Below are 24689 nucleotides of genomic sequence, written 5' to 3'. Positions count from 1 at the left end.
AAGCGTGGTCGGAATTTTTTGCAGTCCTTGGTGCTCCTGCACTTTCCTTCCCTTGTTGGAGAAGGTGGCGTAGGCCGCCTCCAGCGGTCGTTCTTAAGAAGACGCCGAAGCGAGGCTTCGGCTCTGGCGCCGGATGAGGGGTTGTTTCGCCGAATTCAATTGTGAGAGGTGCGCTCGCGGAAGCATACCCCTCACCCGTCTCGCCGCTCTGCGGCGAGCCACCCTCTCCCACAAGGGGAGAGGGATAAGCCGCGATCACAACTTCGTTGCTGCCCGCGAGAGCAGCTTCCAGTCGTCGCCTTGCTTCTGCCAGTTCATCAGGATGTGAAGGTTGGTCGGCACTTTTTTCCCATCGGCCGCCATCTCCTGTTCCGCCACCCAGTGGAAACGCACGATCGCAGCGGGGCCGACGACCTTGATGGTCGGCTCCTTGTATTCGATCGACAGGAATTTGGATTTGCCGTCGGTAGCGTTGGCGACGAAGGTCGCCTTGTCCTCGACCTTGCCGCTGGAATGGCTGTAGCTCACCTCGTCGGCGCAGAGTGCGCCGAGCGCCTTGGGATCGGCCGCGATCTGGGCGAGACGGAACGCCTCGACCTTCTTCGCTACGGCTTCCTCGTCCGCCGAGGCCGCCAGCACCGGTGTCGTGAGCGCTGAAACTGCAAGCGTGGAGACGGCAAGAGCTGGGACGGCAAGAGTCGAGAGAGCCAGATCGCGTCGGTTGATCGTCATTGTTTCCTCCTTTTTGATCTTGCACGGAGTGTTGCAGCCGCGCGCGACTTTGTCGAGTGTCGCGTAGTGGTCATGCACGTGCGTCATTGCGCGATTGGCGCTGTATTGATACGGCTTTCGTATTGATGCGTCATCTATTCGGGAAAGTACGGACATGATCGAGGCTATCGGCAGGGCGTTGCTGTTCGACATCGACGGTACGCTCGCCAACACCGATCCGCTGCACCTGAAGGCCTTCAACCAGGTGCTCGGCCCTCGCGGCCATGTCTTCGATCACGCGCGCTTCTCCAGGGAGCTGCAGGGCTTCGCGAATGTATCGATCGGCGAACGCTTTCTGCCCGACGAGGCGCCGGAACGGCGTGCCTTGATCCTCGATGAGAAGGAGAAAGTCTTCCGCGAACTCGTCGCCGGGCAGATCGAACCGCTGCCGGGCCTGATGGCGCTGCTCGACAGGGCGGATGCGGCCGGTATTCCCATGGTTGCGGTGACCAACGCCCCGCGGCTGAATGCGGAGCTGCTGCTGTCCGGCCTCGGCATCACGGACCGCTTCAAGGCGCTCGTGATCGGCGCCGAGCTGTTGCACGGCAAGCCGCATCCGCTGCCTTATCAGGAAGGGTTGCGCTTTGCCGGCGCCAGCGCGATGGCCTCGATCGCGTTCGAGGACTCCCGCACCGGCGTGCAGTCGGCCGCGGCGGCCGGCATTCCGACGATCGGCATCCGGACCAGCCTCAGCCATGCTGATCTCGTCGCCGCCGGGGCTATCGCCTCCGCCAGCGCCTTCGACGATCCGGACCTGCTGACGCGTCTCGACGCTGCGATGGCGTGGTGAGGACCTTCGTCCGTTAACCGTGATCGGCGCGCGCATTGACCGAACGCGCGAACCGCCGCACCATGCAACTTCCTGACTTGAGGCCATCGCCGTGACCGGACTGACTCATCGCCAAGCCGAAATCCTCAACATTGCGCGGGCCTCGGGCCGCGTCATGGTCGATGAGCTGGCGCGCCGGTTCGAGGTTTCGGCGCAGACCATCCGCAAGGATCTCAACGATCTCTGCGAGCGCCGCTCACTGACCCGTATCCATGGCGGCGCCATCATCGCCTCCGGCGTCGAAAACCTCGCCTATGAGGCGCGGCGCTTCGTCGCCGCGGACGAGAAGAAGGCGATCGGAGCTGCGGCCGCCTCCCTGATCCCGAACGGCTGCTCGCTCTTCATCAACATCGGCACCACAACCGAGGAGGTCGCGAGCGCGCTGACCTCGCACGAGGACCTCCTCGTCATCACCAACAATCTGAACGTCGCCATGCTGCTCTACCGCCATCCCCGCATCGAGGTGGTGGTCGCCGGCGGCACGGTACGACGCGCCGACGGTGCGGTGGTCGGCTCGACCGCGACGCAGCTGATCGGCCAGTTCAAGGTCGACTACGCCATCATCGGGGCGTCCGCGATCGACGAGGAGGGCGCGCTGCTCGACTTCGACTATCGCGAGGTGCAGGTGGCGCAGGCCATCATCGCCAACGCCCGCAGCGTCATGCTGGTCGCGGACTCGACCAAGCTCCGCCGCAGCGCGCCGGTGCGCATCGCACATATCAGCCAGATCCAGACCTTCGTCACCGACCAGGAATTGCCCGAGCGCCTCGCCACCATCTGCCACGGCAAGGGCATCGAGGTGATGGCGGCGATGCCGAAGGGGGCCGATGTCGATGAGGCCCAAGGCGAGATACAAGAAGCGCCCGAGGCCGCGCCGGTGGTGCGGCTGAGGTAGGACTATGGGTCGTCCCACGGGTTCAGCAGCGGGACGCCGAACACCGCGAAATCCGTCACATTGTGCGTGACGAGCATGAGGTTGTTCGCGAGAGCGGTCGCGGCAAAGAAGCCGTCCATGACAGACAATGCGACGCCGCTTCTGCGGCTCTGAGCCATCAGGTCACCCCAGCGTTCGGCCACCGCGTGGTCGATCGACAGGGTACGCCCGGCAAAACGCTCCGGCAGATCGTGGGCAAGCCAGGCGGCCAGTGCTGCGCGCCGACGGCCGTCCTCCAGCAATGCGATGCCGCGGCGAAGCTCGGCGATCGATGCCACGCTGATGAACGCACGATCCTCGTCGATCGTATCAAGCCATGACAGGACTTTCGGCGAAGGGGCCGGCCTCTGGACCTCCGACAACACGTTGGTGTCGAGCAGTAGATTCACGGCAGCTCGTCGTGCACGCGTTCAAGCTCGAGGTCGGCGCTGCGCAGCGGCGAAGCCAGCAGGAATTCGGCCAAGGTACCTTTGCGCGCCGTCTTGCGCGCCCATTCCTCGGCGGAAACGATCACCGCATTGGGCTTGCCGTGTCGAGTGATGATTTGCGGGCCGGCTTGAGCACGGTCGATCACCTCGGATAGCCGGGCCTTGGCGTTGGCAAGCGTCCACGAGTCAGTCGCTGGTGAGTCTGGTGCAGTGCTGTGGCCTGTCATGCAGATAATGACCAATATGACTATTGTAACTAATAATGGCCGGCGACGACTATTCAAGAGCAATAATGCTGTTCCAATGCTCTCTTGAACTGACCATTTCCACGCCCCTGTGCCCGCTTAGAAGTTCCGCTTTCATTTCCTTCCTCCTCTCTTTCATCTTGCTTTCGTTTTCCGGTGTGATCTAATCAAAAGCGAAAGTAACCGCTCGATTGAACGGGCGGTCGCCGGGGGATGCGTCTGTTGGAGCGTATTTTCGACCTCGCCATTATCGGAGGCGGTGTTAACGGCTGCGGCATCGCGCGCGACGCGGTGGGCCGTGGCAACACGGTTTTCCTGTGCGAAATGAACGATCTGGCGAGCGGGACGTCGTCCTGGTCGACCAAGCTGGTGCATGGCGGCCTGCGCTATCTCGAATATTACGAGTTCCGGCTGGTCCGCGAGGCGCTGATCGAGCGCGAGATTCTCTGGGGCATCGCGCCCCATATCATTCGCCCCCTGCGTTTCGTTTTGCCGCACCATGCGGGCCTGCGGCCGGCCTGGCTGCTGCGGCTCGGCCTCTTTCTCTACGACCACATCGGCGGCCGCCATCTGTTGCCGGCGACCCGCTCGGTCGATCTTGGGCGTGACGAGGTCGGCCGCCCGCTGATCCCGAACCGCTACAGCCGCGCTTTCGAATATTCCGACTGCTTCGTCGATGACGCCCGTCTCGTCGTGCTCAATGCGCGCGACGCCGCGGACAAGGGCGCCGAGATCCGCACCCGTACGCGCGCAACGGATATCAAACAGTCCGACGGCATCTGGACCGTCAGCATGATCGACACGCTGATCGGCGCGCGTTCGTCGATCCAGGCCCGTGCGCTGGTCAATGCCGGCGGTCCCTGGGTCGAGGATGTGCTCGGCCGCGGCGCCGGCGTCAACGCCAAAGCCAAGGTGCGCCTGGTGCAAGGCTCGCACATCGTGGTCAAGAAGCTCTACGACCACGACCGCGCCTACATGTTCCAGAATGCCGACGGCCGCATCATCTTCGTCATTCCCTATCAGGACGATTTTACGCTGATCGGCACCACCGACCGCGACTATGACGGCGATCCCGCCAAGGTGAAGGCGACGGCCGAGGAGATCCAGTATCTCTGCACGGCGGCAAGCGAGTATCTGGCCAAGCCTGTCACGCCTGACGACGTGGTCTGGACCTATTCCGGCGTGCGTCCGCTCTACGACGACGGCGCCAGCGAAGCCAAGGCCGCGACGCGCGATTATGTGTTCGAGCTCGACACGCCCGGGGGCGTGCCGCTGCTGTCGATCTATGGCGGCAAGATCACGACCTACCGCCGTCTCGCCGAGGAGGCGCTGGAACGGCTCGCGCCCTATCTTCGCAGTGCGAAAGCGCGCGAAGGTTGGACCGGCAAATGGCCGCTGCCCGGCGGCGACATGGGCGTCTCCGATGTCGACGGCCTGATCGCCGAGCTTCAGCGCGGCTATCCCTTCCTCAGCCACGAGCATGCGCGGCGCCTTGCGCGCGCCTATGGCACGAGGGCGATCAAGCTGCTTGGGGATGCGAAATCGGCGGCCGATCTCGGCCAGGCCTTCGGCGCGACGCTGACCGAGCGCGAAGTCCGCTATCTCATGGCCAACGAATGGGCCGTTACCGCCGACGACGTCGTCTGGCGCCGTTCCAAGCTCGGCCTGCGACTAAGTGCCGACGAGATCGCGGCGCTGGACGACTGGATCAGGACCCACGCCGTACAGCAAAGTCCCCTGCTGGAAGCCGGAGGACGCTCATGACCGTCACACTCGATCACGTGACCCGGACTGTCGACGGTATCCCACATATCCGCGACGTCTCGCTGACGCTCGAGAGCGGCACGCTCAACGTGCTGCTCGGGCCGACGCTGTCGGGCAAGACTTCGATCATGCGGCTGCTCGCAGGCCTGGACAAGCCGACATCGGGCAAGCTGCTGGTCAATGGCAAGGACGTCACCGGTGTCGACGTGCGCCAGCGCTCGGTCGCCATGGTCTATCAGCAGTTCATCAATTATCCTTCGCTCACGGTCTACGAGAACATCGCCTCGCCTTTGCGCGTGCAGGGCAAGCCGCGCGCCGAGATCGAGGCGCGCGTCGCGGAAGCCGCCCGGCTGCTCAGGCTCGAGCCGTTCCTGAAGCGCACGCCGCTCCAGCTTTCCGGCGGCCAGCAGCAGCGAACCGCGATGGCGCGCGCGCTGGTGAAGGGCGCCGACCTCGTGCTGCTCGACGAGCCGCTCGCCAATCTCGACTACAAGCTGCGCGAGGAGCTACGCACCGAGCTGCCGCGCATCTTCGAGGCATCCGGCGCGATCTTCGTCTATGCCACCACCGAGCCGACCGAGGCGCTGCTGCTTGGCGGCAACACGGTGTGCATGTGGCAGGGAGAGGCGCTCCAGATCGGCGAGACGCCGAAGGTCTACCGCCGCCCGCAGACCTTGCGCGTCGCGCAGGTGTTCTCCGATCCGCCGCTCAACCTCGTCGGCATCGAGAAGAAGAACGGTTCCGTGCAATATGCGGGCGGCATTGCCGCGCCGGCGTCCGGTCTCTATTCCTCGCTCGCGGACGGCGCCTATCGCGTCGGATTTCGCGCCCATCAGCTCGCACTTGCCAATGGCGAGACTGACCGCCACGCCTTCCATGCCACGGTAACGGTGACAGAGATCACCGGTTCGGAGAGTTTCGTGCATCTGACCCGCGACGGATCGAATTGGGTGGCGGTGCTGCACGGCGTGCACGAGTTCGAGCCCGGCCAGACCATTGATGCCGTGCTCGATCCCAACGACGTTTTCGTGTTCGACGCTGGCGACCGCCTGGTCGCAGCGCCCGGTCCCATAGCGTTTTCAAGCGAAGTGCCGAGCGGTTCGCGTGAAGAAAACGCGTCAAAGAAAAAAGCCTGAGGGGGATGCGACATGGCCCGCATTGACCTCGTCGATCTCGCGCACTCCTACGGCGGCAATGATGCGCCGCAGGACAGTTTTGCGCTGAAGCCCGTCACCATGACTTGGCGGCAGGGCGGAGCCTATGCGCTTCTTGGGCCGTCCGGCTGCGGCAAGACCACGCTGCTCAACGTCATCTCCGGCATTATCACGCCGTCGCGAGGCAAAATCCTGTTCGACGGCGAGGACATCACACCGCTGTCAACCCAGAAGCGCAACATCGCCCAGGTGTTCCAGTTTCCGGTGATCTACGACACCATGACTGTGGGGCAGAATTTGGCGTTCCCTCTGAAGAACCGCGGCGTGCCGAAGGCCGAGATCGACAAGCGCGTCGCCGAGATCGGCCGCCTGCTCGACCTCGAGCCCTATCTGAACCGCAAGGCGACGCGGCTCACGGCCGATGCCAAGCAGAAGATATCGCTCGGCCGCGGCCTCGTCCGCTCCGACGTCGCCGCCGTGCTGTTCGACGAGCCGCTCACCGTGATCGACCCCGAGCTGAAATGGCAGCTCCGCTCCAAGCTGAAGGCGCTGCATCGCGAGCTCGACCTGACGATGATCTACGTCACCCACGACCAGACCGAGGCGCTGACCTTCGCCGACACCGTGGTGGTCATGCATGACGGCCGCGTGGTGCAGAGCGGCACGCCGGCCGAGCTGTTCGACAAGCCGGCGCACACCTTCGTCGGCTATTTCATCGGCTCGCCCGGCATGAACATTCTGCCGGCCGAGGTGAGGGGCCGTGAGGCCAGGATCGGCGGTCACGTGATCGCGCTCAACCGCAGCTACGACAAGCTGCCTGATGGCGCGAAGATCGAGATCGGCGTCCGTCCGGAATTCGTTGAGGCCGTCGCGCCTGCGCCCGGCCTGCTCAGTGCGAAGATCGAACGCGTCGACGACCTCGGCCGCATTCGCTTCGCGCGTGCGCGGCTCGGTGATGCAAAACTCGCGGCCCGCGCACCGGCCGGCTTCACCAGCCCGGACGGCACGGCCGGCCTGAAATTCGATCCGTCGCACGTCCACGTCTATGCCGACAGCCTTCTGGTGGAGGGAGCCGCCTGATGGACAAGACCGTCAACCAAAAAGCCTGGTTCCTGGTGCTGCCGGTGTTCCTGGTCGTCGCCTTCTCGGCAGTGCTGCCGCTGATGACGGTGGTGAACTATTCGATGCAGGACACCTTCGGCAACAACCAGTTCTTCTGGAACGGTGTCGGCTGGTTCAAGGAGCTGCTCGATCCTTCCACCGACCTCGGCGGCCGCTTCCTCGCTTCGCTCGGCCGCAATCTGTTCTTCTCCCTGGTGATCCTCGCGATCGAGGTACCGCTCGGCATCGTCGTCGCGCTGTCGATGCCGCGCCAGGGCTGGACGGTTGCAGCCTGCCTCGTCATCCTCGCGCTGCCGTTGCTGATCCCGTGGAACGTGGTCGGCACGATCTGGCAGATCTTCGGCCGGCCCGACATCGGCCTGCTCGGTTATGTCCTCAATGCCATCGGCATCGACTACAATTACGTCTCCAACGACATCGACGCCTGGGTCACCGTCATCGTGATGGACGTCTGGCACTGGACCAGCCTGGTCGCGCTGCTCTGCTACGCCGGCCTGAAATCGATTCCGGAAGCGTATTACCAGGCGGCGCAGATCGACGGCGCCTCGCGCTGGGCGGTGTTCAAGGCGATCCAGCTGCCGAAGATGAACCGCGTGCTGCTGATCGCGGTGCTGCTGCGCTTCATGGACAGTTTCATGATCTACACCGAGCCGTTCGTGGTGACGGGCGGCGGGCCCGGCAACTCGACGACCTTCGTGTCGATCGAGCTGGTCAAGATCGCGCTCGGCCAGTTCGACCTCGGCAAGGCCGCCGCGCTGTCGCTGGTCTACAATCTCATCATCCTGATCGTCTGCTGGATCTTCTACACCGTCATGACCAATGCCGGCGCCGACCGGAAATCGCATGAAGGAGCCGTGTGATGCATTCGATCCCCGGCCGCCGTCTCATCATGGCGCTGTTTTTGATCTTCCTGCTGTTGCCGATCTACTGGCTCGTCAACATGAGCTTCAAGACCAACGCCGAGATCGTCTCGACGATGACGCTGTGGCCGCACGCCCCGACGCTCCAGCATTACAAGCGCATCTTCACCGACGAGAGCTGGTATTCCGGCTATATCAACTCGCTGGAATATGTCGTCCTCAACACCATCATCTCGATCTCGGTGGCGCTGCCGGCGGCCTACGCGTTCTCGCGCTACCGCTTCCTCGGCGACAAGCATCTGTTCTTCTGGCTGCTGTCGAACCGCATGGCGCCGGCCGCGGTTTATGCACTGCCGTTCTTCAACCTCTATTCGGCGATCGGGCTGTTCGATACGCCCTGGGCGGTCGCGCTCGCGCACTGCATCTTCAACGTCCCGCTGGCGGTGTGGATCCTGGAAGGCTTCGTCTCCGGCGTGCCGCGCGAGATCGACGAGACCGCTTTCCTCGACGGCTATTCCTTTCCGCGCTTCTTCATCAAGATCCTGGTGCCGTTGATTGCGAGCGGCATTGGCGTCGCCGCCTTCTTCTGCTTCATGTTCTCCTGGGTCGAGCTGCTGCTCGCGCGCACGCTGACCTCGGTCTCGGCCAAGCCGATCGCGGCGATCATGACGCGCACGGTGTCGGCCGCGGGCATGGACTGGGGACTGCTGGCTGCGGCCGGCGTGCTGACGATCATCCCGGGCGCACTCGTGATCTGGTTCGTCCGCAATTACATCGCGAGCGGTTTCGCGCTCGGTCGGGTCTAGGAGATGCGCATGATCCCGAAAAGTGGAAACCGGTTTTCGGACCAGATCATGCGCAAGGAGTAAGAGCATGGAAGCTATTGCATGGATGGCCTGGACGCCGCCGACGGCAATCTTCTTTGTTGCGCTCGCCTGCACGCTCGCCGTGATGACTTGGCTTGGGGTGGCCTATCCCGAAGCCGAGCGCGTCGGCGTGCTGCGCATCCCCACCACGCGCGGCGACCGCCTGTTCATCTCCCTCATCACGGCAGCGGTCATCCACTTGCTGTGGATCGCCTTCGCCGGCACCGACGCCCTCGCCACGCTGCCGATCGGCGAGGACGGACTTGAAATTTCGCGCCTTTGGATCGCATCAGGAATTTCGCTGGCCACGGCCGTACTCATTTTCCGCACGGTCTAGCCCGCGAAGGAACGGCCAGATCCGGGACCAACCCGGGCCTGTAAAAAGTTTGTCGCTGCAACGGAGGAATAACATGCGGCAGTTTAGGAGAAGGGAACGTCCATTGACCAAGAATAGCTTTCTGACGATGTCCAGCGTCGCCGCCATCGTCGCGGTGTCGCTGGCCGTCTCGGCGCCGGTGCGCGCCGCCGACGACGCCGCGATCCAGAAGTGGATCGCGGAATTCCAGCCCTCGACGCTGTCGAAGGAAGACCAGAAGAAGGAGCTGGAGTGGTTCGCCAAGGCTGCCGAGCCCTTCAAGGGCATGGAGATCAACGTGGTCTCCGAAACCATCACGACCCACGAATACGAGTCGCAGACGCTGGCCAAGGCGTTCTCCGAGCTCACCGGCATCAAGCTCAAGCACGACATCATCCAGGAAGGTGACGTCGTCGAGAAGCTGCAGACCCAGATGCAGTCCGGCAAGAACGTGTACGACGGCTGGATCAACGATTCCGACCTGATCGGCACGCATTTCCGCTACGGCCAGACCATCGCGCTGTCGGACTACATGACCGGCGAGGGCAAGGACGTCACCGACCCCATGCTCGACGTCAACGACTTCATCGGCAAGTCATTCGGCACGGCGCCGGACGGCAAGCTCTATCAGCTGCCCGACCAGCAGTTCGCGAACCTGTACTGGTTCCGCTACGACTGGTTCACCAACGCCGATTACAAGGCCAAGTTCAAGGCCAAGTATGGCTACGAGCTCGGCGTGCCCGTGAACTGGTCAGCCTATGAAGACATCGCCGAGTTCTTCACCAACGACATCAAGGAGATCAACGGCGTCAAGGTCTATGGCCATATGGACTATGGCAAGAAGGACCCGTCGCTCGGTTGGCGTTTCACCGACGCCTGGCTGTCGATGGCCGGTAACGGCGACAAGGGCATCCCGAACGGTCTGCCGGTCGACGAATGGGGCATCCGCATGGAAGGCTGCCGTCCGGTCGGCTCATCGGTCGAGCGTGGCGGCGACACCAACGGTCCGGCCGCGGTCTACTCGATCACCAAGTACCTCGAGTGGATGAAGAAGTATGCTCCGCCGCAGGCGCAGGGCATGACCTTCTCCGAGTCGGGTCCGGTGCCGGCGCAGGGCAACATCGCCCAGCAGATGTTCTGGTACACCGCTTTCACCGCCGACATGGTGAAGCCGGGCATTGCCGTGATGAACGCGGACGGTACGCCGAAGTGGCGTATGGCCCCCTCGCCGCACGGTTCGTACTGGAAGGAAGGCATGAAGCTCGGCTACCAGGACGCCGGCTCGGTGACGCTGCTGAAGTCGACCCCGGCGGATCGCCGCAAGGCGGCCTGGCTCTACCTCCAGTTCATCGTCTCCAAGACGGTTTCGCTGAAGAAGAGCCATGTCGGTCTCACGTTCATCCGTGAATCCGACATCTGGGACAAGTCGTTCACGGAGCGTGCGCCGAAGCTCGGCGGCCTGATCGAGTTCTACCGCTCGCCCGCGCGCGTGCAGTGGACCCCGACCGGCAACAACGTGCCCGACTATCCGAAGCTGGCGCAGCTGTGGTGGCAGAACATCGGCGATGCGTCGTCCGGTGCGAAGACGCCGCAAGCCGCGATGGACTCGCTCGCCGCTGCTCAGGACTCCGTGATGGAGCGTCTGGAGAAGTCCGGCGTGCAGGGCGCCTGCGGTCCGAAGCTGCACAAGAAGGAGACGGCCGAGTACTGGTTCGCCAAGGCCCAGAAGGACGGCACGATTGCTCCCCAGCGCAAGCTCGCCAACGAGAAGCCGAAGGGCGAGACGGTCGACTACGACACCCTGATCAAGTCGTGGCCGGCCCAGCCCCCGAAGCGCGCTTCGCTGCAGTAAGGCATATCAACATAACGACGAAAGGCCGGGAGCAATCCCGGCCTTTTTTCTTTTTATTGTCGGGGATTTTGCTTCCACCGTCATTGCGAGCGAAGCGAAGCAATCCAGAGTCTTTCCACGGACGTAGTCTGGATTGCTTCGTCGCTTCGCTCCTCGCAATGACGGAGGATGGAGCGACGACGACGCCTTACTCCGCCGGTTCGGCCGCCAGCGCGGGGTAGTCCGTGTATCCCTTCGCGCCACCACCGTAGAAGGTATTCTTGTCCCAGTCGTTCAGCGTCGCGCCCGTCTTCAGCCGCTCGACGAGATCGGGGTTGGAGATGAACGGCTTGCCGAAGGCGATGAGATCGGCCGCGTTGGCGTCCAGCACCTTGCTGGCGAGATCGAAATCATAGCCGTTGTTGGCGATGTAGGCGCCGGGGAAGCGCTTGCGCAGGCCCGCATAGTCGAATGGCGCGATGTCGCGCGGACCGCCGGTGGCGCCTTCGACGACGTGGAGATAGACGAGCTTCAGCGCGGCGAGACCGTCGACGATATGGTTGTAGAGGGCTTGCGGGTTCGACTCCGAAATGTCGTTGGCCGGCGTCACGGGCGAGATGCGGATGCCGGTGCGCTCGGCGCCGGCCTCGGCGACGACAGCCTTGGAGACTTCCAGCATCAGCCGCGCGCGGTTCTCGAGCGAGCCGCCATAGGCGTCGGTACGCTTGTTGGTGCCGTCCTTGGCGAACTGCTCGAGCAGATAGCCGTTGGCGCCGTGGATCTCGACGCCGTCGAAGCCGGCCTCGAGCGCGTTCTTCGTGGCGCGCTTGAAATCGTCGATGATCCCTGGAATTTCGGAGAGTTCGAGCGCACGGGGCTCGGAGACGTCGGCGAAGCCGCCGTTGACGAAAGTCTTGCCCTTGGCGCGGATTGCGCTCGGCGCCACCGGGGCTGCGCCATTGGCCTGAAGGTCGACATGCGAGATGCGGCCGACATGCCAGAGCTGGATGAAGATCTTGCCGCCGCGCTGGTGCACCTGATCGGTGACCTTGCGCCAGCCGGCAACCTGCTCCTTGGAGTAGATGCCGGGCGTGTCCTGGTAGCCCTGGCCCTGCTGCGAGACCTGGCTCGCTTCGGTGATCAGAAGGCCCGCGGAAGCGCGCTGGCCGTAATAATCCGCCGCAAGCGGGCTCGGTACGAAGGTGCCGGGAACGGCGCGGTTGCGCGTCAGCGGCGCCATCACCAGGCGGTTGGCCAGCGTGATCGGGCCGAGCTTGTAGGTCTCAAACAATTTGGTCGAACGGCTCATGAGAATGCTTCCAGGCGGTGAGAGATCCGGAACACTTGTGCATCGCGGCAATCAGCGCAAGGGAGGAGCCATACCGAAACTGCAGGCGAGATGCGCAGCGGAGCCGCGCAGCATAAAGCATGTGCAATTTCAGCCGCGGCAGCAGATTCGATCTCCCGCCGCGGCCGCCTGAATAATCGGGTACTAGTTCGCGCCGAGGAAATCGCGCTTGCCGATCTCGACGCCGGCGTGGCGCAGAAGGCCGTGGGCGGTCGCGGCGTGGAAATAGAAGTTCGGCAGCGAGAACGCGCTCAGGAATTGCTGGCCCTTCATGGTGATGGACTTGTCGGGGCCGGCCGGGAAGGTGACGTCCTTGGTGTCGGCGCCCTCGAACTGCTCCGGTTTGAATGATTTCACATAATCGATGGTCTTCGCCAGGCGCTGCTTCAGCTCCGCAAAGCTGGTCTCGGTGTCCGGTGTGGACGGCACGTCGCTATGGGTCAGCCGGGCGCACCCTTTGGCTGCGAAATCGGTGACCAGCTGGATCTGCTTCGAAAGCGGCAGCATGTCCGGAAACAAGCGGGAGCCGAGCAGGACGGCGGGATCGACCTTCTTGGCCGCACAATGCGCCTCGGCTTTCGTGAGCAGGCCGGTCAGGCTGTTCAGCATTTGCAAATAGGCGGGAACGACGGCGTCGTGGAAGGACATGTGATGCTCGCTCTTGTGGTGGGAAATCTCAGGAGAAACCTGAGCCACTCACATGGGAACCTCATGGAAAAATACAATTGCAAAAGCGGCTTGTGCAGTGCGAAAATTCTACCGAGCGGGCTTGTGGTGCTGTCGGCGCCATACCTCGCTGTCATCGTCCGGCTTGACCGGACGATCCAGTACTCCGGGGCAGCTGTGATTGAATGGATAGGCCGCGGCGTACTGGATGCCCCGCTTTCGCGGGGCATGACTGCGATTCTAGTGCTTAGCGGATCGTCGCCGCAGGCTGCGCCTGCGCCGTGCCACCGCGCATCCGGGCCAAAAGCTCCGCGGTCGGCCAGGAATCGGCCGGCAGACCGTATTTGATCTGCATCGCCTTCACTGCGGCGCGGCTCTGCTGGCCCAGCACGCCGTCGACCTTGCCTACATTGAAGCCGGCCTGGACCAGAAGCTGCTGCAATTGCTTGAGCTCGTTGAACGGCAGCTGCGCGACCGGTGTGGACGGCTTTCGCATCGGAGCCGCGCCCGCGATGCGGGTGGCGAGATAACCTGCGGTGGTCGAATAGATCAGCGAGTTATTCCACTCGGTGTATGCCGCGAAATTCGGGTACGCCATGAAGGCCGGCCCGTTCCGACCCATCGGCAGCAGCACCGACGCCGCAAGATTGTCGGTCGGCAGCGGCCTCCCGTCGGGATAGGTCACCCCGAGCTGCGCCCATTTCGAGCGCGGCAGCTGCACCGTGAGGTCGGTCTGATCCCAGGGCAGGTTTTGCGGCACCTTGATCTCTTCCAGCCACGGCTCACCGCGCCGCCACTTCAATCCGTTGGCAATGTAGTTCGCGGTCGAGCCGATCACGTCGTCCTCGCTGCGGAGGAGATCGCGACGTCCGTCGCCGTCGTAGTCGACGGCATAGTTGACGTAATGCACGGGCAGGAACTGGGTCTGTCCGAGCTCGCCGGCCCAGGAGCCGACCATCTCGTCGGGATGCAAATCACCGCGGTCGATGATCTTCAGCGCGGCGATGGTCTCGTTCACGAACATCTCCGAGCGGCGGCAATCATAGGCCAGCGACACCAGCGACTTCAGCGTCGGCAAATTGCCCATGTTGACGCCGAAGTCGCTCTCCAGTCCCCAGAACGCGGCGATCACCGCCGGCGGCACGCCGTATTCTTTCTCCGCGCGCGCGAACGCGGCCGCATGTTGCTTGATGTGCTGCTGGCCGTTCTGCATGCGATAGGGCGCGGCCATGCGGCCGGCAAATTCGGTGAAGAGCTGGCCGAACACGCGCTGGCCGCGGTCGCGATTGACGATGCCCTGGTCGTAGACGAGGTAAGGCGAGGCCGCCGCGATCGTCCGCTGCGACACGCCGGCGACAACGGCCTGCTGTTTCACGTCGGCCAGGAAGCGATCGAAGTTCGCCCCGTTGTGGCACGACGCCGCGCGCGGCGACGGCGCGGTGGCCCTGGCGGCCGCCGGCTTTGCGGGTGGCGGAGCGAACTGGGCAGAGGCGGGAAGGGCGAGCGTGAGCAGGGCGGCGGCCGCGATCGCAAATCGGGTCTGGAGCATGAGGTTTCCGCAAGGGGAGGAGACGCTTGGATTCTTGGCCAAGCTTAATGGAACGATTGACTTCAAACCAGTGCCGCGGCTCCGCGACGCACCCGGAAACCTTGCGGGCGGGCCGGGGTCATCCCTACCTCATGCTTGCCGGCCCGCAATCCCTCCAGCGGCCACGGCCGGCCCCGGGAGACGGCCATGAACTATTTTCGTACCGCAATGCTGCTCACAGGCCTCACCGCCCTGTTCATGGGCGTCGGCTATCTGATCGGCGGTGCTAGCGGCGCCATGATTGCGCTCATCGTTGCCGCGGCGACCAATCTCTTCACCTACTGGAACTCCGACCGGATGGTGCTGTCCATGTATGGCGCCCATGAGGTCGACCGCGGCAGCGCGCCGGAGCTGGTCGGGCTCGTGGCCGAGCTTGCGGGCCGCGCCCACTTGCCGATGCCGCGCGTGTTCCTGATGGACGAGCCGCAGCCCAACGCCTTTGCCACCGGGCGCAATCCGGAGAATGCCGCGGTCGCGGTCACCACCGGGTTGATGCGCCAGCTCAGCCGCGAGGAGCTCGCCGGCGTGATCGCGCACGAGCTTGCCCACATCAAGCACCACGACACGCTGCTGATGACCGTGACCGCGACCATTGCGGGTGCGATCTCGATGCTGGCGCAGTTCGGCATGTTCTTCGGAGGCAACCGCGACAACAATGGTCCGGGCATCGTCGGTTCGATCCTGATGATGATCCTCGCCCCGATCGGCGCCATGCTTGTGCAGATGGCGATCAGTCGCACGCGCGAATACGCCGCGGACAATCTCGGCGCACGCATCGCCGGTCAGCCGATGTGGCTGGCATCGGCGCTGGTGAAGATCGAAGGCGCTGCGCATCAGGTCCCGAATGTCGAGGCGGAGCGAAATCCCGCCACCGCGCACATGTTCATCATCAACCCGCTGTCGGGCCACGGCGTCGGCAATTTGTTCGCCACCCATCCCTCGACGCAGAATCGCATCGCGGCGCTTCAGCAGCTCGCAGCCGAGCTTGGCGCGCAGGCGTCGCCGTCGGTCGGCGCCAATGAGAACTATCCGCCGCGGAGCCCGTGGGGCCGCTCGTCCTCGCGCGGGCCTTGGGGCTGACGCAGCAGCGGCTCTAATTTGCGCGCTTTGTGACCTGTCGCACACAGGACGGTCCCGGCCGGTGTTAACACCCTGCCGTGACAGTTCCTGCGAAAGGGGATGCGTGGCCGGCCCTCCGCCTGCCACCGTCGAAGATGACCAAAGCTGCAGTACCATTGTTGATTGTCGTGGGTGCGCTGATTGGCCTCTCCACGCACACCGTCGTCAATTGCGGAGACGAGGACGAGCCCGACATCTGTTCGGCGGTGATCGGCTTCTCGCCGCTGCGCGGCTCGCTGATCGCTTTCGCCTATGAGGGGCGCGGACGGATCGCGCTGCGCCACAGCGACTGGCGGCGGGCGATCGCGGATTTCGACGAGGCCATCCACCTCAATCCCAACCGCGCCTCGCTCTATCGCGATCGGGCACTGGCGCGCCGGCAGAATGGCGATCTCGAACTTGCCATCGAGGATTACGACGAGGCGATCGCGCATGATCCCAGGCACGCCGCGCCCTATCACCAGCGCGGTCTCGCGCTCGCGGCCGCCGGCGATCTCGATCGCGCGATTCTGAGCTACAACACGGCGGTCCGCCTCGACCCCTCGGATGCGCAGCCTCGGCTCGACCGCGGCCTCGCCTTCCTCGCCCGCGGCCAGGCAAATGAGGCGCGCGCCGATTTCGAGGCCGCGCTGGCGCTACCCGCCGGCAAGGATGCCCGTACCCGCGATGCAGCGCGCGCAAAACTCGCCGAACTGGCGAGCGCCGAGCCGACCCGGCTCGCCGCGCCATTGCGGTAGAGATATCTAGAGCTGCGTGCGCCGCTGCAACCCTCTCCCCTTGTGGGAGAGGGTGGCTCGCCGCGAAGCGGCGAGACGGGTGAGGGGTATCTCTCCGCGCGTGAGCCTGCTGCAGTTGAATTCGCGGAAACAACCCCTCATCCGGCGCTTCGCGCCACCTTCTCCCACAAGGGGAGAAGGAAGAAAGTGCGCGCCTACTTCTTGGCTTTGGCCTTCTTCGCCTTCTTCACCGGCTTCTCCTTGGCGGGCTTGTTCTCCACCTTCACCGCGACCGGTGTGCTGGCGGCAATCCGCATCGACCGCGCGTAGCTGTCGGCGACGTTGTCGGCGGACATCTGCAGGCGCTTGGCGGCGGCGATGGCCTGCTCCATGGTGGCCTTGGCCATCATCTTGAAGCGGTCGCCGGTCTCCTTGCTCTTGGCCTTGGCCGCAAGGCCGTTGAATCGATCCCGCCGCTCCTTGGCGCGGGACATCAGGCCCGTATGCAGCTGTCTGGCCAGTTGCCGGATCACGACATCCAGGTCGGCGTCCGCCATGTTGTTCTATCCTCTTCGAAAACAATATCGATGCGGGCGGACTATGCAGATCGGGCCCTCCCTTGGCAATTCCCGGCCGCGCGTCATCCGCAGCTTCCGGTGACCAAAACAAAAAAGCCGCGCTACGCGCGCGGCTCTCTGGCTTGGTTTGGCGTTTTTTGCCTTACTTCAGCGAGGCGACCGGGCCGCTTGTCGCTGCCGGATCGGGGTCGAAGCCGAACACGCCCACCAGATATTTGTAATAGTCCGGCAGCTTCTCCTTGAGCGCCTCGCGCGACTTCGGGTCGTGGAATTCGCTCTTCCCGGCCAGGAAGATGCTGGCGGTCACGGCAAAGAATTCCATGTGATTCTTCAGCGCGTAGGATTCCTTGGGCAGGAGATCCTTGGACTTGGCGTAGGCGTAGTAGCCGATCACGCCCTTGTTGGCGTAGCCGTCCGGCAACAGCCGCGCGTGGTAGGCGTGCAGGAGCTCGTGCAGCAGCACGGCTTCCTTTTCGTACCGCATCATGTCCGGCCGTAGCATGATCACGCCGAGGCCGGAATCGACCGCGAGGTCGACGGCGTTCGGATTGCTCCAGCGCTGCTTGTTGGGGTCCCAGACCGTCAGCGTGCGGGGAGCGGTGCGCTGGATGTCGGGCGTGACCCGGCCGTAGCAGGCGGTCGCGGCGCCCTCGTCGAGGCAGGCGAGCTCGCTGGCGATGATCGGGACGGTGCGGAAGAAGCGCAGCACGCGCGGCGAAAGGCCGGCAGCCTCGACCACGTCGATCTGGCTCTTCACATTGTCGGTGAGCTTGTCGACATCCTTGCGGTCGGAATTCTCCGACAGGTCGAACATGTAGCCGCGGTAGCTCTGGAAGCCCGGCGGTAACGCCTGCGCTGCGCCGGCGGACGCATCCAGCGGTCCGGCATGGGACGGATTGGCAAAGAGCGCGCCGACAATGGTCGCGGTCAGCAGCAACGCAATGCGCATGATGAACCCCCTGATGTCACTTCACGCGGCAGGATAAGCCGCCGTTGTTTGCGAAAAGTGAGTGGGGCGAGACTAAGGCAGCGATGTTGAGGCGTGCTTAATCGATGGTTGCGGATCGCGGAACTGAATTAGCGCCGGGTTAACCAAGCGTGGATTGCTCGCGCGCTTCGGCGTAGCATGCGGTCCGGGCACCAAGCCCTCAAACCAGATAGCCGGAAGGGAGGATGCCATGTATGCCGCCATCCGTCAGGCCAAGGCGAAAAGCGGGAGCGCCGAAGAGCTGGCGCGCCGTATCAAGGAAGGCGCCGTTCCGATCATCAGCGACGTCGACGGCTTCCGCGCCTATTACGTCGTCTATGCCGGCGACGACACGGTCACGGCGATTTCGATCTTCGACAAGTTCGAGCAGGCGGAGGAGGCGAACCGGCGTGCGATCGCCTGGATCGAGAAGGATCTCGGCGCGCTGCTTGCAGGTGACGCGCGCGCCGCCGCGGGACCGGTGATCGTGCATACGCTGGCGTAGGGATTGGGTGCAGCCGCGCATTCAACTGTCATCGCCCGGCTTGACCGGGCGATCCAGTACTCCGAGACGGCAGGGATTGAACCGATAAGCCGCCGCGTACTGGATGCCCCGCCTTCGCGGGGCATGACAGCGGTGTGCTTTACAATTCCCTTGCATTCGAAAACGCAAACGAGCTCACCCGCCGCGTCGTCTCGTCCAGGATCAGCGTGCGCGTGATCGGCGGCTCGGCGCGCTGGGCGCAGTTTTCGCGCTCGCAGAGACGGCAGTTGACGCCGATCGGTGTGCCCTCCGTTTTCTCCAGATCGATGCCGGCAGCGTAGACGAGGCGCGCGGCGTGACGGATCTCACAGCCGAGGCCGATGGCGAAGCGTGGCTGCGGCAGCGGGTGCGGCGCGACGGGGCGGCGCACCATCTGCGCGATCGAGAAATAGCGCGTGCCGTCGGAGAGCTCGATCACCTGCTTCAGCAGGCGGTCAGGCGTGTCGAAGGTCGAGTGCACGTTCCACAACGGACAAGTGCCGCCGAATTTCGAGAACGGGAACGTGCCCGATGAAAATCGCTTCGAGACGTTGCCGGCATTGTCGACACGAAGCAGGAAGAACGGGATGCCGCGCGCGTTCGGCCGCTGCAGGGTGGTGAGCCGATGGCAGACCTGCTCGAAACCGGAATTGAAGCGCTGCGCGAGCAGATGGATGTCGTAATTCAACGCTTCCGCCGCAGCCAGGAAAGCCGGGTAGGGCATCATCACGGCGGCCGCGAAATAGTTGCCGAGCGTGATGCGGAACAGGCGGCGCGGTGTGTCGTCGAGCGGGCCGGCGCGGCCGATGATGGTCTCCAGATGCTGCGCGCATTCAATGAGGCCGAGCTGGAAGGCGAGCTGGAACGCGCGACCGGGCGGGTCGACCAGCTCGGAAATCAGGAGCTGGCGCCGGTGGCGGTCGAAGCGCCTCAGCGTCTCGCGCATCACGTCCACCGGCATGATGCGGGTCTGGATCGAATGCTTTTCGCGCAGCCGCGCCGCCAGCGCCGCATAAAGCTCTTCGGCCGGCACGTTCAGCTCGTCGCGCAGAGTCTCCGCGGCCTGCTCGAGTTCCGGAAAGTAGTTGCGGTTGGCCTCGATCAGCTCGCGGACGCGCTCGACCGGATTGGCCTCATAGCGGGTGCCGACGTCGCGGTCGGCCATTTGTGCCGCGGCGAGCGTCTCGCCCTGGCGGGCCTCGGTATAGGCGGCATAGAGCCGTTGCAGCGCATGGGTGACGCCGGGGCAAAGCTCCGCGAGATCGCGCAATTCCTGCTTGGGAACGTCGATCTGGCGGAACAGCGGGTCGGAGAAGATCTCGTTGAGTTCGGCGAAGAAGCGATCCTCGTCGGCGCTCGCGAGGTCGCGCAGGTCGAGGTCGTAGGTTTCGGCCAGCCGCAGCAGGATCTGGGCGGTCACCGGACGCTGGTTACGCTCGATCAGATTGACATAGCTCGGCGAGATCCCGAGCCCCTCGGCGATCTGGGTCTGCGACAGCCCCAGTTGCTGCCGGATCCGCCGGAAGCGCGGGCCGACGAAGAGCTTCTTGCTGGAACCGGCGGGCATTCTCAGGTCTCCGGAGGGGTATCAAAGGGCAGGCTTATTGACCTAATTAATTTACAAGATTTACAAAGTGACATCTAATACAAGTACCGATGTTACATGACATCACCATTCAAATACAAGCCTACTGTACGAGCTGAGCGTTCTCGCGTTTAGCTTCTGCACGCATCTCGCAATGCATTGTCAAGAATGTCGATGGCGGTTGCCATCGTCAGCGAAAGGATCAGGCACATGAATTACCAGCCCCGCGGTATCAGCACCCTCCAAGCCCCCGCCTCGTACCAGAGTGAGGTCGAGGCGGCCCGGTCGCTTCTGGAGACCCAGCCGACCTGGAACGGGGTGTCGGCCGAGGCCGTCGCCCGCATGCGCCTGCAGAATCGCTTCAAGACCGGCCTGGATATCGCCCGCTATACTGCGGCGCTGATGCGAGCCGACATGGCCGCCTATGACGGCGATCCCACCAAGTACACGCAGTCCCTGGGCTGCTGGCACGGCTTCATCGCCCAGCAGAAGCTGATCTCGGTCAAGAAGCACTTTGGCAAGACCGATCGCACCTATTTGTACCTGTCCGGCTGGATGATCGCGGCGCTGCGCTCCGAGTTCGGCCCGCTGCCGGACCAGTCGATGCACGAGAAGACCTCGGTGCCGGCGCTGATCGAAGAGCTCTACACCTTCCTGCGTCAGGCCGACTCGCGCGAGCTGAACGACATCTTCCGCAACCTCGATAAGGCCCGCAAAGAAGGCGACAAGACCCGAGAGAAGGAGTTGATCGAGAAGATCGACAACTTCCAGACCCATGTCGTGCCTGTCATCGCCGACATCGACGCCGGCTTCGGCAATGCGGAGGCGACCTATCTGCTCGCCAAGAAGATGATCGAGGCGGGTGCCTGCGCGCTCCAGATCGAGAACCAGGTTTCGGACGAGAAGCAGTGCGGCCACCAGGACGGCAAGGTCACCGTGCCGCACGAGGTGTTCCTGGCCAAGATCCGGGCCTGCCGCCACGCCTTCCTCGAACTCGGCGTCGAAGACGGCGTCGTCGTGACCCGCACCGACTCGCTCGGTGCCGGCCTGACCCAGCAGATCGCGGTCAGCCACAAGCCCGGCGACCTCGGCGACCAGTACAACAGCTTCCTGGATTGCGAGGAAGTGACGGCGGAGAACGCCCGCAACGGCGACGTCATCATCAACCGCAACGGCAAGATGATGCGTCCGAAGCGGCTGCCCTCCAATCTCTATCAGTTCCGCCCGGGCACCGGCGAAGACCGCTGCGTCCTCGACAGCATCACCTCGCTGCAGAACGGCGCCGACCTGCTCTGGATCGAAACCGAGAAGCCGCATATCGAGCAGATCGCCAAGATGGTCGACCGGATCCGCAAGGTGGTTCCGAACGCGAAGCTGGCCTATAACAACTCGCCCTCGTTCAACTGGACCCTCAACTTCCGTTGGCAGGTCTACGACGCGATGAAGGAAGCGGGCCAGGACGTCAGCAAGTACAATCGCGCCGAGCTGATGAAGGTGGAATACGACGATACGCCGCTGGCGAAGGAAGCCGACGAGCGCATCCGTACCTTCCAGGCGGATTCGGCCAAGCGTGCCGGCATCTTCCACCACCTGATCACGTTGCCGACCTATCACACGGCGGCGCTCTCGACCGACAATCTGGCAAAGGAATATTTCGGGGACCAGGGCATGCTCGGCTACGTCAAGAACGTCCAGCGCGCCGAGATCCGTCAGGGTATCGCCTGCGCCAAGCATCAGAACATGGCCGGCTCCGACATCGGCGACGACCACAAGGAGTACTTCGCCGGCGAGGCTGCCCTGAAGGCGGGCGGCGCCCACAACACGATGAACCAGTTCGGCTAACGCATCACGCTAATCGACAGGAGACTGACAATGACCAACAGCAATTTCTGGGTGATCGGCGGCGAGTTCGGTTCGATGAACTTCCACAAGCTCGTGGAAGGCTCGGCCCAGGTGCAGGGTCCGTTCAAGACCCGCAAGGAGGCCGAGGACGCCTGGCGCTCGGTCTCGGAAGAGAACCGCCACAAGGCCGGCGTCCGCTTCTCGATCGTGGAAGAGCCGTCGCGGGTCTCGGCCTGACAATGTGAACTAACATGACAATCTGAATAAGAAGACGTCCAAGGACGGAGGGTCCCATCCGGCGCAAGCCGGGTGGGATCGTCTGTTTTTGGCACAGGTGAACGACCTGTGGGCACCGTAAGTAACTGGAATTGTAGGGCCTTTGCGGACACTTTGGTTGCTGATAGGTTAATCCGGCCAAGTGAGGACGAGGCCGCCAATGTCAGAGCCCGAGACCAGCGGGATCCATCCCAGCCAGCCGCGCCCGGTCCGGCTGCGCGATGCGCTGTTGCGCGCGCGGATCGAGGCCGCCGACCGGACCGGCGTCGTCGTCGATTTGCGCGATGCCGAGGTGGCGCGGCTCGAGATCCTCAACGATTCGCTCGATCCCCTGTTCGCGCAGGTGCCTGACAAGATCGACCTGTTCGACCGCGGCATCAGCCAGGGCGATACGCCCAGGCTCTGGATCGACGTCGTCGCGCACATCTCGATGGGGCGCGACAAGCGGATGTACCGCTTCGTGCAGGACACTCGCTTCGGCCGCATCGTGCTCGCCGAATCGCACGACACCGCTGTGATCGTCGAGGCCGTCACGGACTATGTCGCCCGCCGCATGATCGAGCGCGAGCATGCGATGGTGGTCCCGCCCGAGCCGAAGCCCGAGGCCGCGCAGCCGCGGCGCCGCTCGCGCCTCTGGCCATTCGTGCTGGGGTTCGTGCTCGGCGCCGCCGCGCTGTTCGGGGTTGCCGTGCTCGCGGCCCTGCGGAGCTGGTGAGGCGTCGTCATTGCGAGGAGCCCGCGACAAAATTGCGAAGCAATTTTGCGCTGGCGACGAAGCAATCCAGGCTGCCTCTGCGGAGGGACTCTGGATTGCTTCGCTTCGCTCGCAATGACGGCGTGGGACTAGATCAATCTGACATGCTTGATCTGCCCGATCTGAAATCCAGCCCCCAGGCTCCGCACCGTCTGCTCGCAACGCCAGCCGGTGTTGTCCTTCTCGATCGTGAACAGATTGTACGCGGCAGCCGGAGTGCGCCCGTGCGCGAGCGCGGAGGCCGAGGGCACGCCGATTGCGGGAATGTTGCCGTTGGGGCCTTCGAACCACATCGTCGAATGAATGTGGTCGTGCCCGTGCAGGATCAGCTCGACGCCGCGGCGTTTCAAAAGCGTCAGGAGCCCGGCGGAGTCGGTCATCCGCTTGTGGCGCGCGCCGGACTTCAGCGGATGATGCACCAGCAGCACGCGAAAGACGTCCTCGGCCGCGAGCCGTTGGAGCACCTCTTCGAGGGACGCGAGCTGATCGCGTCCGAGCGTGCCTGTCGCCATCAACGGCAAGGTGGGCACCGCCGTGGACAGGCTGATCAGCGCGAGCGGCCCGCGTCGGCGCAGGCTCGGAAAGCCGATACGGCCATCGTCACCCGCAAGATAGGGCGCGAAGGTTTCGCCGAAGCGATGAAAGGTGGCGCGGACATAGGCGTCGTGATTGCCGGGAATCGTGGTGACGCGGTCGGGCGGACCGACGCCGTCGAGCCAGGCGCGCGCCGGCGCGAACTCCGCCTCCAGCGCCAGATTGACGAGATCGCCCGTGACCGCGATGTGATCGGGACCTTGCGCCTTCACGTCGGCGACGAGTGCGTCGAGCACCTCGCGGCGCTGGTACTTGTGACGGTTGCGCGTCCAGTTGACATAGCCAAGCGCGCGCTTGCCGGCGAGCTCGATCAACCGCGGCTTCGGCAGCGGCGGCAGATGCGGGTCGGACAGATGGGCGAGCGTGAAGGGGGCCATGGGGGCGATTGCCTCGCTATTCGCCCGCTGTAATGGCAAGGTCGCAGGCTACGTGCAAGCGGGGCATCGAGGGAGCCCGATGGGAGAACGTCTGAACAGTGTCCGACGGAGATTCGAGCCGCTGTTGCGGCGAATTTTCCACGCCTATTTTCTGCTGATCCGCGGCATGACGCTCGGCGTCCGCGCCGTGGTGCTGGATGCCGACACCAGGGTGTTCCTGGTCAGGCACAGCTACATCACGGGCTGGTACCTGCCCGGCGGCGGCGTCGATCTCGGCGAGACCATGGAGCAGGCGATGCGGCGCGAGCTCAAGGAGGAGGGGGATATCGATCTCACCGGCGATGCCGTGCTGCACGGCATCTTCCTCAACAGCCACGTCTCCCGCCGCGACCACGTCGCGGTCTACGTCGTCAGGCAGTTCAAGCAGGATCGCCTGCCCGCGCCCAACCGCGAGATCGCCGAGTGCGGATTCTTCGCGGTCACCGCGCTGCCCGAGGGGACCACGCCCGGCACGCGGCTGCGGATCGCGGAAGTCCTGCACGACAGGCCGCGGATTGCGACGTGGCGATGATGGCTCCCTGTGCTAGTAAATCGCCG

At 64.0% G+C, this 24689-nt stretch carries 26 protein-coding genes; 16 read left to right on the top strand and 10 right to left on the bottom strand.

What is annotated here, in order from left to right:
- Positions 1-255 precede the first annotated feature (255 nt).
- Positions 256-732 (bottom strand): nuclear transport factor 2 family protein, encoded by a 477-nt coding sequence (locus tag IVB40_RS27890; RefSeq protein WP_247357061.1) that lies wholly within the window; start codon positions 730-732, stop codon positions 256-258.
- A 154-nt stretch (positions 733-886) separates the two neighbouring features.
- On the opposite strand from IVB40_RS27890, the gene IVB40_RS27885 reads away from it, so the two are divergent.
- Both IVB40_RS27885 and IVB40_RS27880 read left to right on the top strand, forming a co-directional pair.
- On the top strand, positions 887-1561 hold the full coding sequence (locus IVB40_RS27885) for an HAD-IA family hydrolase (protein WP_247816908.1): 675 nt from the start codon (positions 887-889) through the stop codon (positions 1559-1561).
- A 91-nt stretch (positions 1562-1652) separates the two neighbouring features.
- Complete coding sequence (locus tag IVB40_RS27880; RefSeq protein WP_247291332.1) at positions 1653-2495, top strand: DeoR/GlpR family DNA-binding transcription regulator; 843 nt, start codon at positions 1653-1655, stop codon at positions 2493-2495.
- A 2-nt stretch (positions 2496-2497) separates the two neighbouring features.
- On the opposite strand, the gene IVB40_RS27875 is transcribed toward IVB40_RS27880, so the two are convergent.
- Positions 2498-2923 carry a type II toxin-antitoxin system VapC family toxin gene (locus IVB40_RS27875; protein ID WP_247816907.1) on the bottom strand — a complete coding sequence of 142 codons (426 nt, stop codon included), beginning with the start codon at positions 2921-2923 and terminating at the stop codon, positions 2498-2500.
- On the bottom strand, positions 2920-3189 hold the full coding sequence (locus IVB40_RS27870) for a type II toxin-antitoxin system Phd/YefM family antitoxin (RefSeq protein WP_247816906.1): 270 nt from the start codon (positions 3187-3189) through the stop codon (positions 2920-2922). The genes IVB40_RS27875 and IVB40_RS27870 overlap by 4 nt, the downstream gene beginning before the upstream one ends.
- 231 nt (positions 3190-3420) lie before the next feature.
- On the opposite strand from IVB40_RS27870, the gene glpD reads away from it, so the two are divergent.
- From glpD to IVB40_RS27835, 7 genes are all read left to right on the top strand, one after another.
- A complete protein-coding gene (gene glpD / locus IVB40_RS27865; protein ID WP_247816905.1) occupies positions 3421-4971 on the top strand; it encodes a glycerol-3-phosphate dehydrogenase in 1551 nt (516 codons plus the stop codon).
- The gene (locus IVB40_RS27860) at positions 4968-6107 is read left to right on the top strand and encodes an ABC transporter ATP-binding protein (protein WP_247291327.1); all 1140 of its coding nucleotides are present in this window, start codon (positions 4968-4970) and stop codon (positions 6105-6107) included. Before glpD ends, IVB40_RS27860 begins: the two co-directional genes overlap by 4 nt.
- A 12-nt stretch (positions 6108-6119) precedes the next feature.
- Positions 6120-7205 (top strand): ABC transporter ATP-binding protein, encoded by a 1086-nt coding sequence (locus tag IVB40_RS27855; RefSeq protein ID WP_027568538.1) that lies wholly within the window; start codon positions 6120-6122, stop codon positions 7203-7205.
- Complete coding sequence (locus IVB40_RS27850) at positions 7205-8107, top strand: sugar ABC transporter permease (RefSeq protein ID WP_007595151.1); 903 nt, start codon at positions 7205-7207, stop codon at positions 8105-8107. The genes IVB40_RS27855 and IVB40_RS27850 overlap by 1 nt, the downstream gene beginning before the upstream one ends.
- Positions 8107-8913: a carbohydrate ABC transporter permease gene (locus IVB40_RS27845; RefSeq protein ID WP_018454979.1), complete on the top strand. Its 807-nt coding sequence runs from the start codon at positions 8107-8109 to the stop codon at positions 8911-8913. Before IVB40_RS27850 ends, IVB40_RS27845 begins: the two co-directional genes overlap by 1 nt.
- Before the next feature lie 67 nt (positions 8914-8980).
- The gene (locus IVB40_RS27840) at positions 8981-9310 is read left to right on the top strand and encodes a DUF2160 domain-containing protein (RefSeq protein WP_027568539.1); all 330 of its coding nucleotides are present in this window, start codon (positions 8981-8983) and stop codon (positions 9308-9310) included.
- A 127-nt stretch (positions 9311-9437) separates the two neighbouring features.
- Positions 9438-11180 carry an ABC transporter substrate-binding protein gene (locus tag IVB40_RS27835; protein WP_035962951.1) on the top strand — a complete coding sequence of 581 codons (1743 nt, stop codon included), beginning with the start codon at positions 9438-9440 and terminating at the stop codon, positions 11178-11180.
- Positions 11181-11367: 187 nt separating this feature from the next.
- Here the strand turns inward: IVB40_RS27835 and IVB40_RS27830 are convergent, their stop codons facing one another.
- The 3 genes from IVB40_RS27830 to IVB40_RS27820 form a co-directional block, all read right to left on the bottom strand.
- Positions 11368-12468, bottom strand: a complete 1101-nt coding sequence (locus tag IVB40_RS27830) for an alkene reductase (RefSeq protein WP_247816904.1) — start codon at positions 12466-12468, stop codon at positions 11368-11370.
- A gap of 183 nt (positions 12469-12651) precedes the next feature.
- Complete coding sequence (locus tag IVB40_RS27825) at positions 12652-13155, bottom strand: DUF1993 domain-containing protein (protein ID WP_247816903.1); 504 nt, start codon at positions 13153-13155, stop codon at positions 12652-12654.
- Positions 13156-13420: 265 nt separating this feature from the next.
- Entirely contained in the window at positions 13421-14722 is a 1302-nt protein-coding gene (locus tag IVB40_RS27820) for a lytic murein transglycosylase (protein WP_247816902.1), read from the bottom strand.
- Between the two features lie 186 nt (positions 14723-14908).
- Between IVB40_RS27820 and htpX the strand changes: the two genes are divergently transcribed.
- Both htpX and IVB40_RS27810 read left to right on the top strand, forming a co-directional pair.
- Positions 14909-15841 carry a zinc metalloprotease HtpX gene (htpX, locus tag IVB40_RS27815; RefSeq protein WP_247816901.1) on the top strand — a complete coding sequence of 311 codons (933 nt, stop codon included), beginning with the start codon at positions 14909-14911 and terminating at the stop codon, positions 15839-15841.
- Positions 15842-15975: 134 nt separating this feature from the next.
- Positions 15976-16617, top strand: coding sequence for a tetratricopeptide repeat protein (locus IVB40_RS27810; RefSeq protein WP_247816900.1), 642 nt, complete (start codon positions 15976-15978; stop codon positions 16615-16617).
- A gap of 194 nt (positions 16618-16811) precedes the next feature.
- On the opposite strand, the gene IVB40_RS27805 is transcribed toward IVB40_RS27810, so the two are convergent.
- Both IVB40_RS27805 and IVB40_RS27800 read right to left on the bottom strand, forming a co-directional pair.
- On the bottom strand, positions 16812-17153 hold the full coding sequence (locus tag IVB40_RS27805) for a hypothetical protein (RefSeq protein ID WP_247816899.1): 342 nt from the start codon (positions 17151-17153) through the stop codon (positions 16812-16814).
- Positions 17154-17316: 163 nt separating this feature from the next.
- Positions 17317-18123 carry a hypothetical protein gene (locus tag IVB40_RS27800; RefSeq protein ID WP_247291315.1) on the bottom strand — a complete coding sequence of 269 codons (807 nt, stop codon included), beginning with the start codon at positions 18121-18123 and terminating at the stop codon, positions 17317-17319.
- Positions 18124-18352: 229 nt separating this feature from the next.
- Here IVB40_RS27800 and IVB40_RS27795 point away from each other — a divergent pair, with 229 nt between their 5' ends.
- The gene (locus tag IVB40_RS27795) at positions 18353-18646 is read left to right on the top strand and encodes an antibiotic biosynthesis monooxygenase (protein ID WP_007607017.1); all 294 of its coding nucleotides are present in this window, start codon (positions 18353-18355) and stop codon (positions 18644-18646) included.
- A gap of 139 nt (positions 18647-18785) precedes the next feature.
- On the opposite strand, the gene IVB40_RS27790 is transcribed toward IVB40_RS27795, so the two are convergent.
- Positions 18786-20231 (bottom strand): short-chain fatty acyl-CoA regulator family protein, encoded by a 1446-nt coding sequence (locus IVB40_RS27790; RefSeq protein WP_247357049.1) that lies wholly within the window; start codon positions 20229-20231, stop codon positions 18786-18788.
- Positions 20232-20459: 228 nt separating this feature from the next.
- Here IVB40_RS27790 and IVB40_RS27785 point away from each other — a divergent pair, with 228 nt between their 5' ends.
- The 3 genes from IVB40_RS27785 to IVB40_RS27775 all read left to right on the top strand — a co-directional run bounded on the left by IVB40_RS27785 (position 20460) and on the right by IVB40_RS27775 (position 23082).
- Positions 20460-22091, top strand: coding sequence for an isocitrate lyase (locus IVB40_RS27785; protein WP_247291313.1), 1632 nt, complete (start codon positions 20460-20462; stop codon positions 22089-22091).
- A 30-nt stretch (positions 22092-22121) separates the two neighbouring features.
- A complete protein-coding gene (locus IVB40_RS27780; protein ID WP_007595122.1) occupies positions 22122-22328 on the top strand; it encodes a hypothetical protein in 207 nt (68 codons plus the stop codon).
- Between the two features lie 199 nt (positions 22329-22527).
- Entirely contained in the window at positions 22528-23082 is a 555-nt protein-coding gene (locus IVB40_RS27775) for a hypothetical protein (protein WP_027568551.1), read from the top strand.
- Positions 23083-23210: 128 nt separating this feature from the next.
- On the opposite strand, the gene IVB40_RS27770 is transcribed toward IVB40_RS27775, so the two are convergent.
- Positions 23211-24092, bottom strand: a complete 882-nt coding sequence (locus tag IVB40_RS27770; RefSeq protein ID WP_247816898.1) for a metallophosphoesterase — start codon at positions 24090-24092, stop codon at positions 23211-23213.
- Between the two features lie 79 nt (positions 24093-24171).
- Between IVB40_RS27770 and IVB40_RS27765 the strand changes: the two genes are divergently transcribed.
- Positions 24172-24663 (top strand): NUDIX domain-containing protein, encoded by a 492-nt coding sequence (locus IVB40_RS27765; RefSeq protein ID WP_247816897.1) that lies wholly within the window; start codon positions 24172-24174, stop codon positions 24661-24663.
- Positions 24664-24689 lie beyond the last annotated feature (26 nt).

Origin of the sequence: Bradyrhizobium sp. 40 (assembly GCF_023100925.1) — a bacterium.
Taxonomy (GTDB): Bacteria; Pseudomonadota; Alphaproteobacteria; order Rhizobiales; family Xanthobacteraceae; genus Bradyrhizobium.
Note: the sequence above shows the minus strand (reverse complement) of the source record. Positions and strands in the feature narration are given on the sequence as shown.

Coding starts and splice junctions, on each gene's coding strand:
- IVB40_RS27785 (WP_247291313.1), top strand. CDS start 20,460: ATGAATTACCAGCCCCGCGGTATCAGCACCCTCCAAGCCCCCGCCTCG.
- IVB40_RS27780 (WP_007595122.1), top strand. CDS start 22,122: ATGACCAACAGCAATTTCTGGGTGATCGGCGGCGAGTTCGGTTCGATG.
- IVB40_RS27845 (WP_018454979.1), top strand. CDS start 8,107: ATGCATTCGATCCCCGGCCGCCGTCTCATCATGGCGCTGTTTTTGATC.
- IVB40_RS27830 (WP_247816904.1), bottom strand. CDS start 12,468: ATGAGCCGTTCGACCAAATTGTTTGAGACCTACAAGCTCGGCCCGATC.
- IVB40_RS27770 (WP_247816898.1), bottom strand. CDS start 24,092: ATGGCCCCCTTCACGCTCGCCCATCTGTCCGACCCGCATCTGCCGCCG.
- IVB40_RS27810 (WP_247816900.1), top strand. CDS start 15,976: ATGACCAAAGCTGCAGTACCATTGTTGATTGTCGTGGGTGCGCTGATT.
- IVB40_RS27870 (WP_247816906.1), bottom strand. CDS start 3,189: ATGACAGGCCACAGCACTGCACCAGACTCACCAGCGACTGACTCGTGG.
- IVB40_RS27850 (WP_007595151.1), top strand. CDS start 7,205: ATGGACAAGACCGTCAACCAAAAAGCCTGGTTCCTGGTGCTGCCGGTG.
- IVB40_RS27840 (WP_027568539.1), top strand. CDS start 8,981: ATGGAAGCTATTGCATGGATGGCCTGGACGCCGCCGACGGCAATCTTC.
- IVB40_RS27890 (WP_247357061.1), bottom strand. CDS start 732: ATGACGATCAACCGACGCGATCTGGCTCTCTCGACTCTTGCCGTCCCA.
- IVB40_RS27765 (WP_247816897.1), top strand. CDS start 24,172: ATGGGAGAACGTCTGAACAGTGTCCGACGGAGATTCGAGCCGCTGTTG.
- IVB40_RS27825 (WP_247816903.1), bottom strand. CDS start 13,155: ATGTCCTTCCACGACGCCGTCGTTCCCGCCTATTTGCAAATGCTGAAC.
- IVB40_RS27790 (WP_247357049.1), bottom strand. CDS start 20,231: ATGCCCGCCGGTTCCAGCAAGAAGCTCTTCGTCGGCCCGCGCTTCCGG.
- IVB40_RS27855 (WP_027568538.1), top strand. CDS start 6,120: ATGGCCCGCATTGACCTCGTCGATCTCGCGCACTCCTACGGCGGCAAT.
- IVB40_RS27775 (WP_027568551.1), top strand. CDS start 22,528: ATGTCAGAGCCCGAGACCAGCGGGATCCATCCCAGCCAGCCGCGCCCG.
- IVB40_RS27795 (WP_007607017.1), top strand. CDS start 18,353: ATGTATGCCGCCATCCGTCAGGCCAAGGCGAAAAGCGGGAGCGCCGAA.
- htpX (WP_247816901.1), top strand. CDS start 14,909: ATGAACTATTTTCGTACCGCAATGCTGCTCACAGGCCTCACCGCCCTG.
- IVB40_RS27860 (WP_247291327.1), top strand. CDS start 4,968: ATGACCGTCACACTCGATCACGTGACCCGGACTGTCGACGGTATCCCA.
- glpD (WP_247816905.1), top strand. CDS start 3,421: ATGCGTCTGTTGGAGCGTATTTTCGACCTCGCCATTATCGGAGGCGGT.
- IVB40_RS27805 (WP_247816899.1), bottom strand. CDS start 17,153: ATGGCGGACGCCGACCTGGATGTCGTGATCCGGCAACTGGCCAGACAG.
- IVB40_RS27885 (WP_247816908.1), top strand. CDS start 887: ATGATCGAGGCTATCGGCAGGGCGTTGCTGTTCGACATCGACGGTACG.
- IVB40_RS27800 (WP_247291315.1), bottom strand. CDS start 18,123: ATGCGCATTGCGTTGCTGCTGACCGCGACCATTGTCGGCGCGCTCTTT.
- IVB40_RS27820 (WP_247816902.1), bottom strand. CDS start 14,722: ATGCTCCAGACCCGATTTGCGATCGCGGCCGCCGCCCTGCTCACGCTC.
- IVB40_RS27835 (WP_035962951.1), top strand. CDS start 9,438: ATGTCCAGCGTCGCCGCCATCGTCGCGGTGTCGCTGGCCGTCTCGGCG.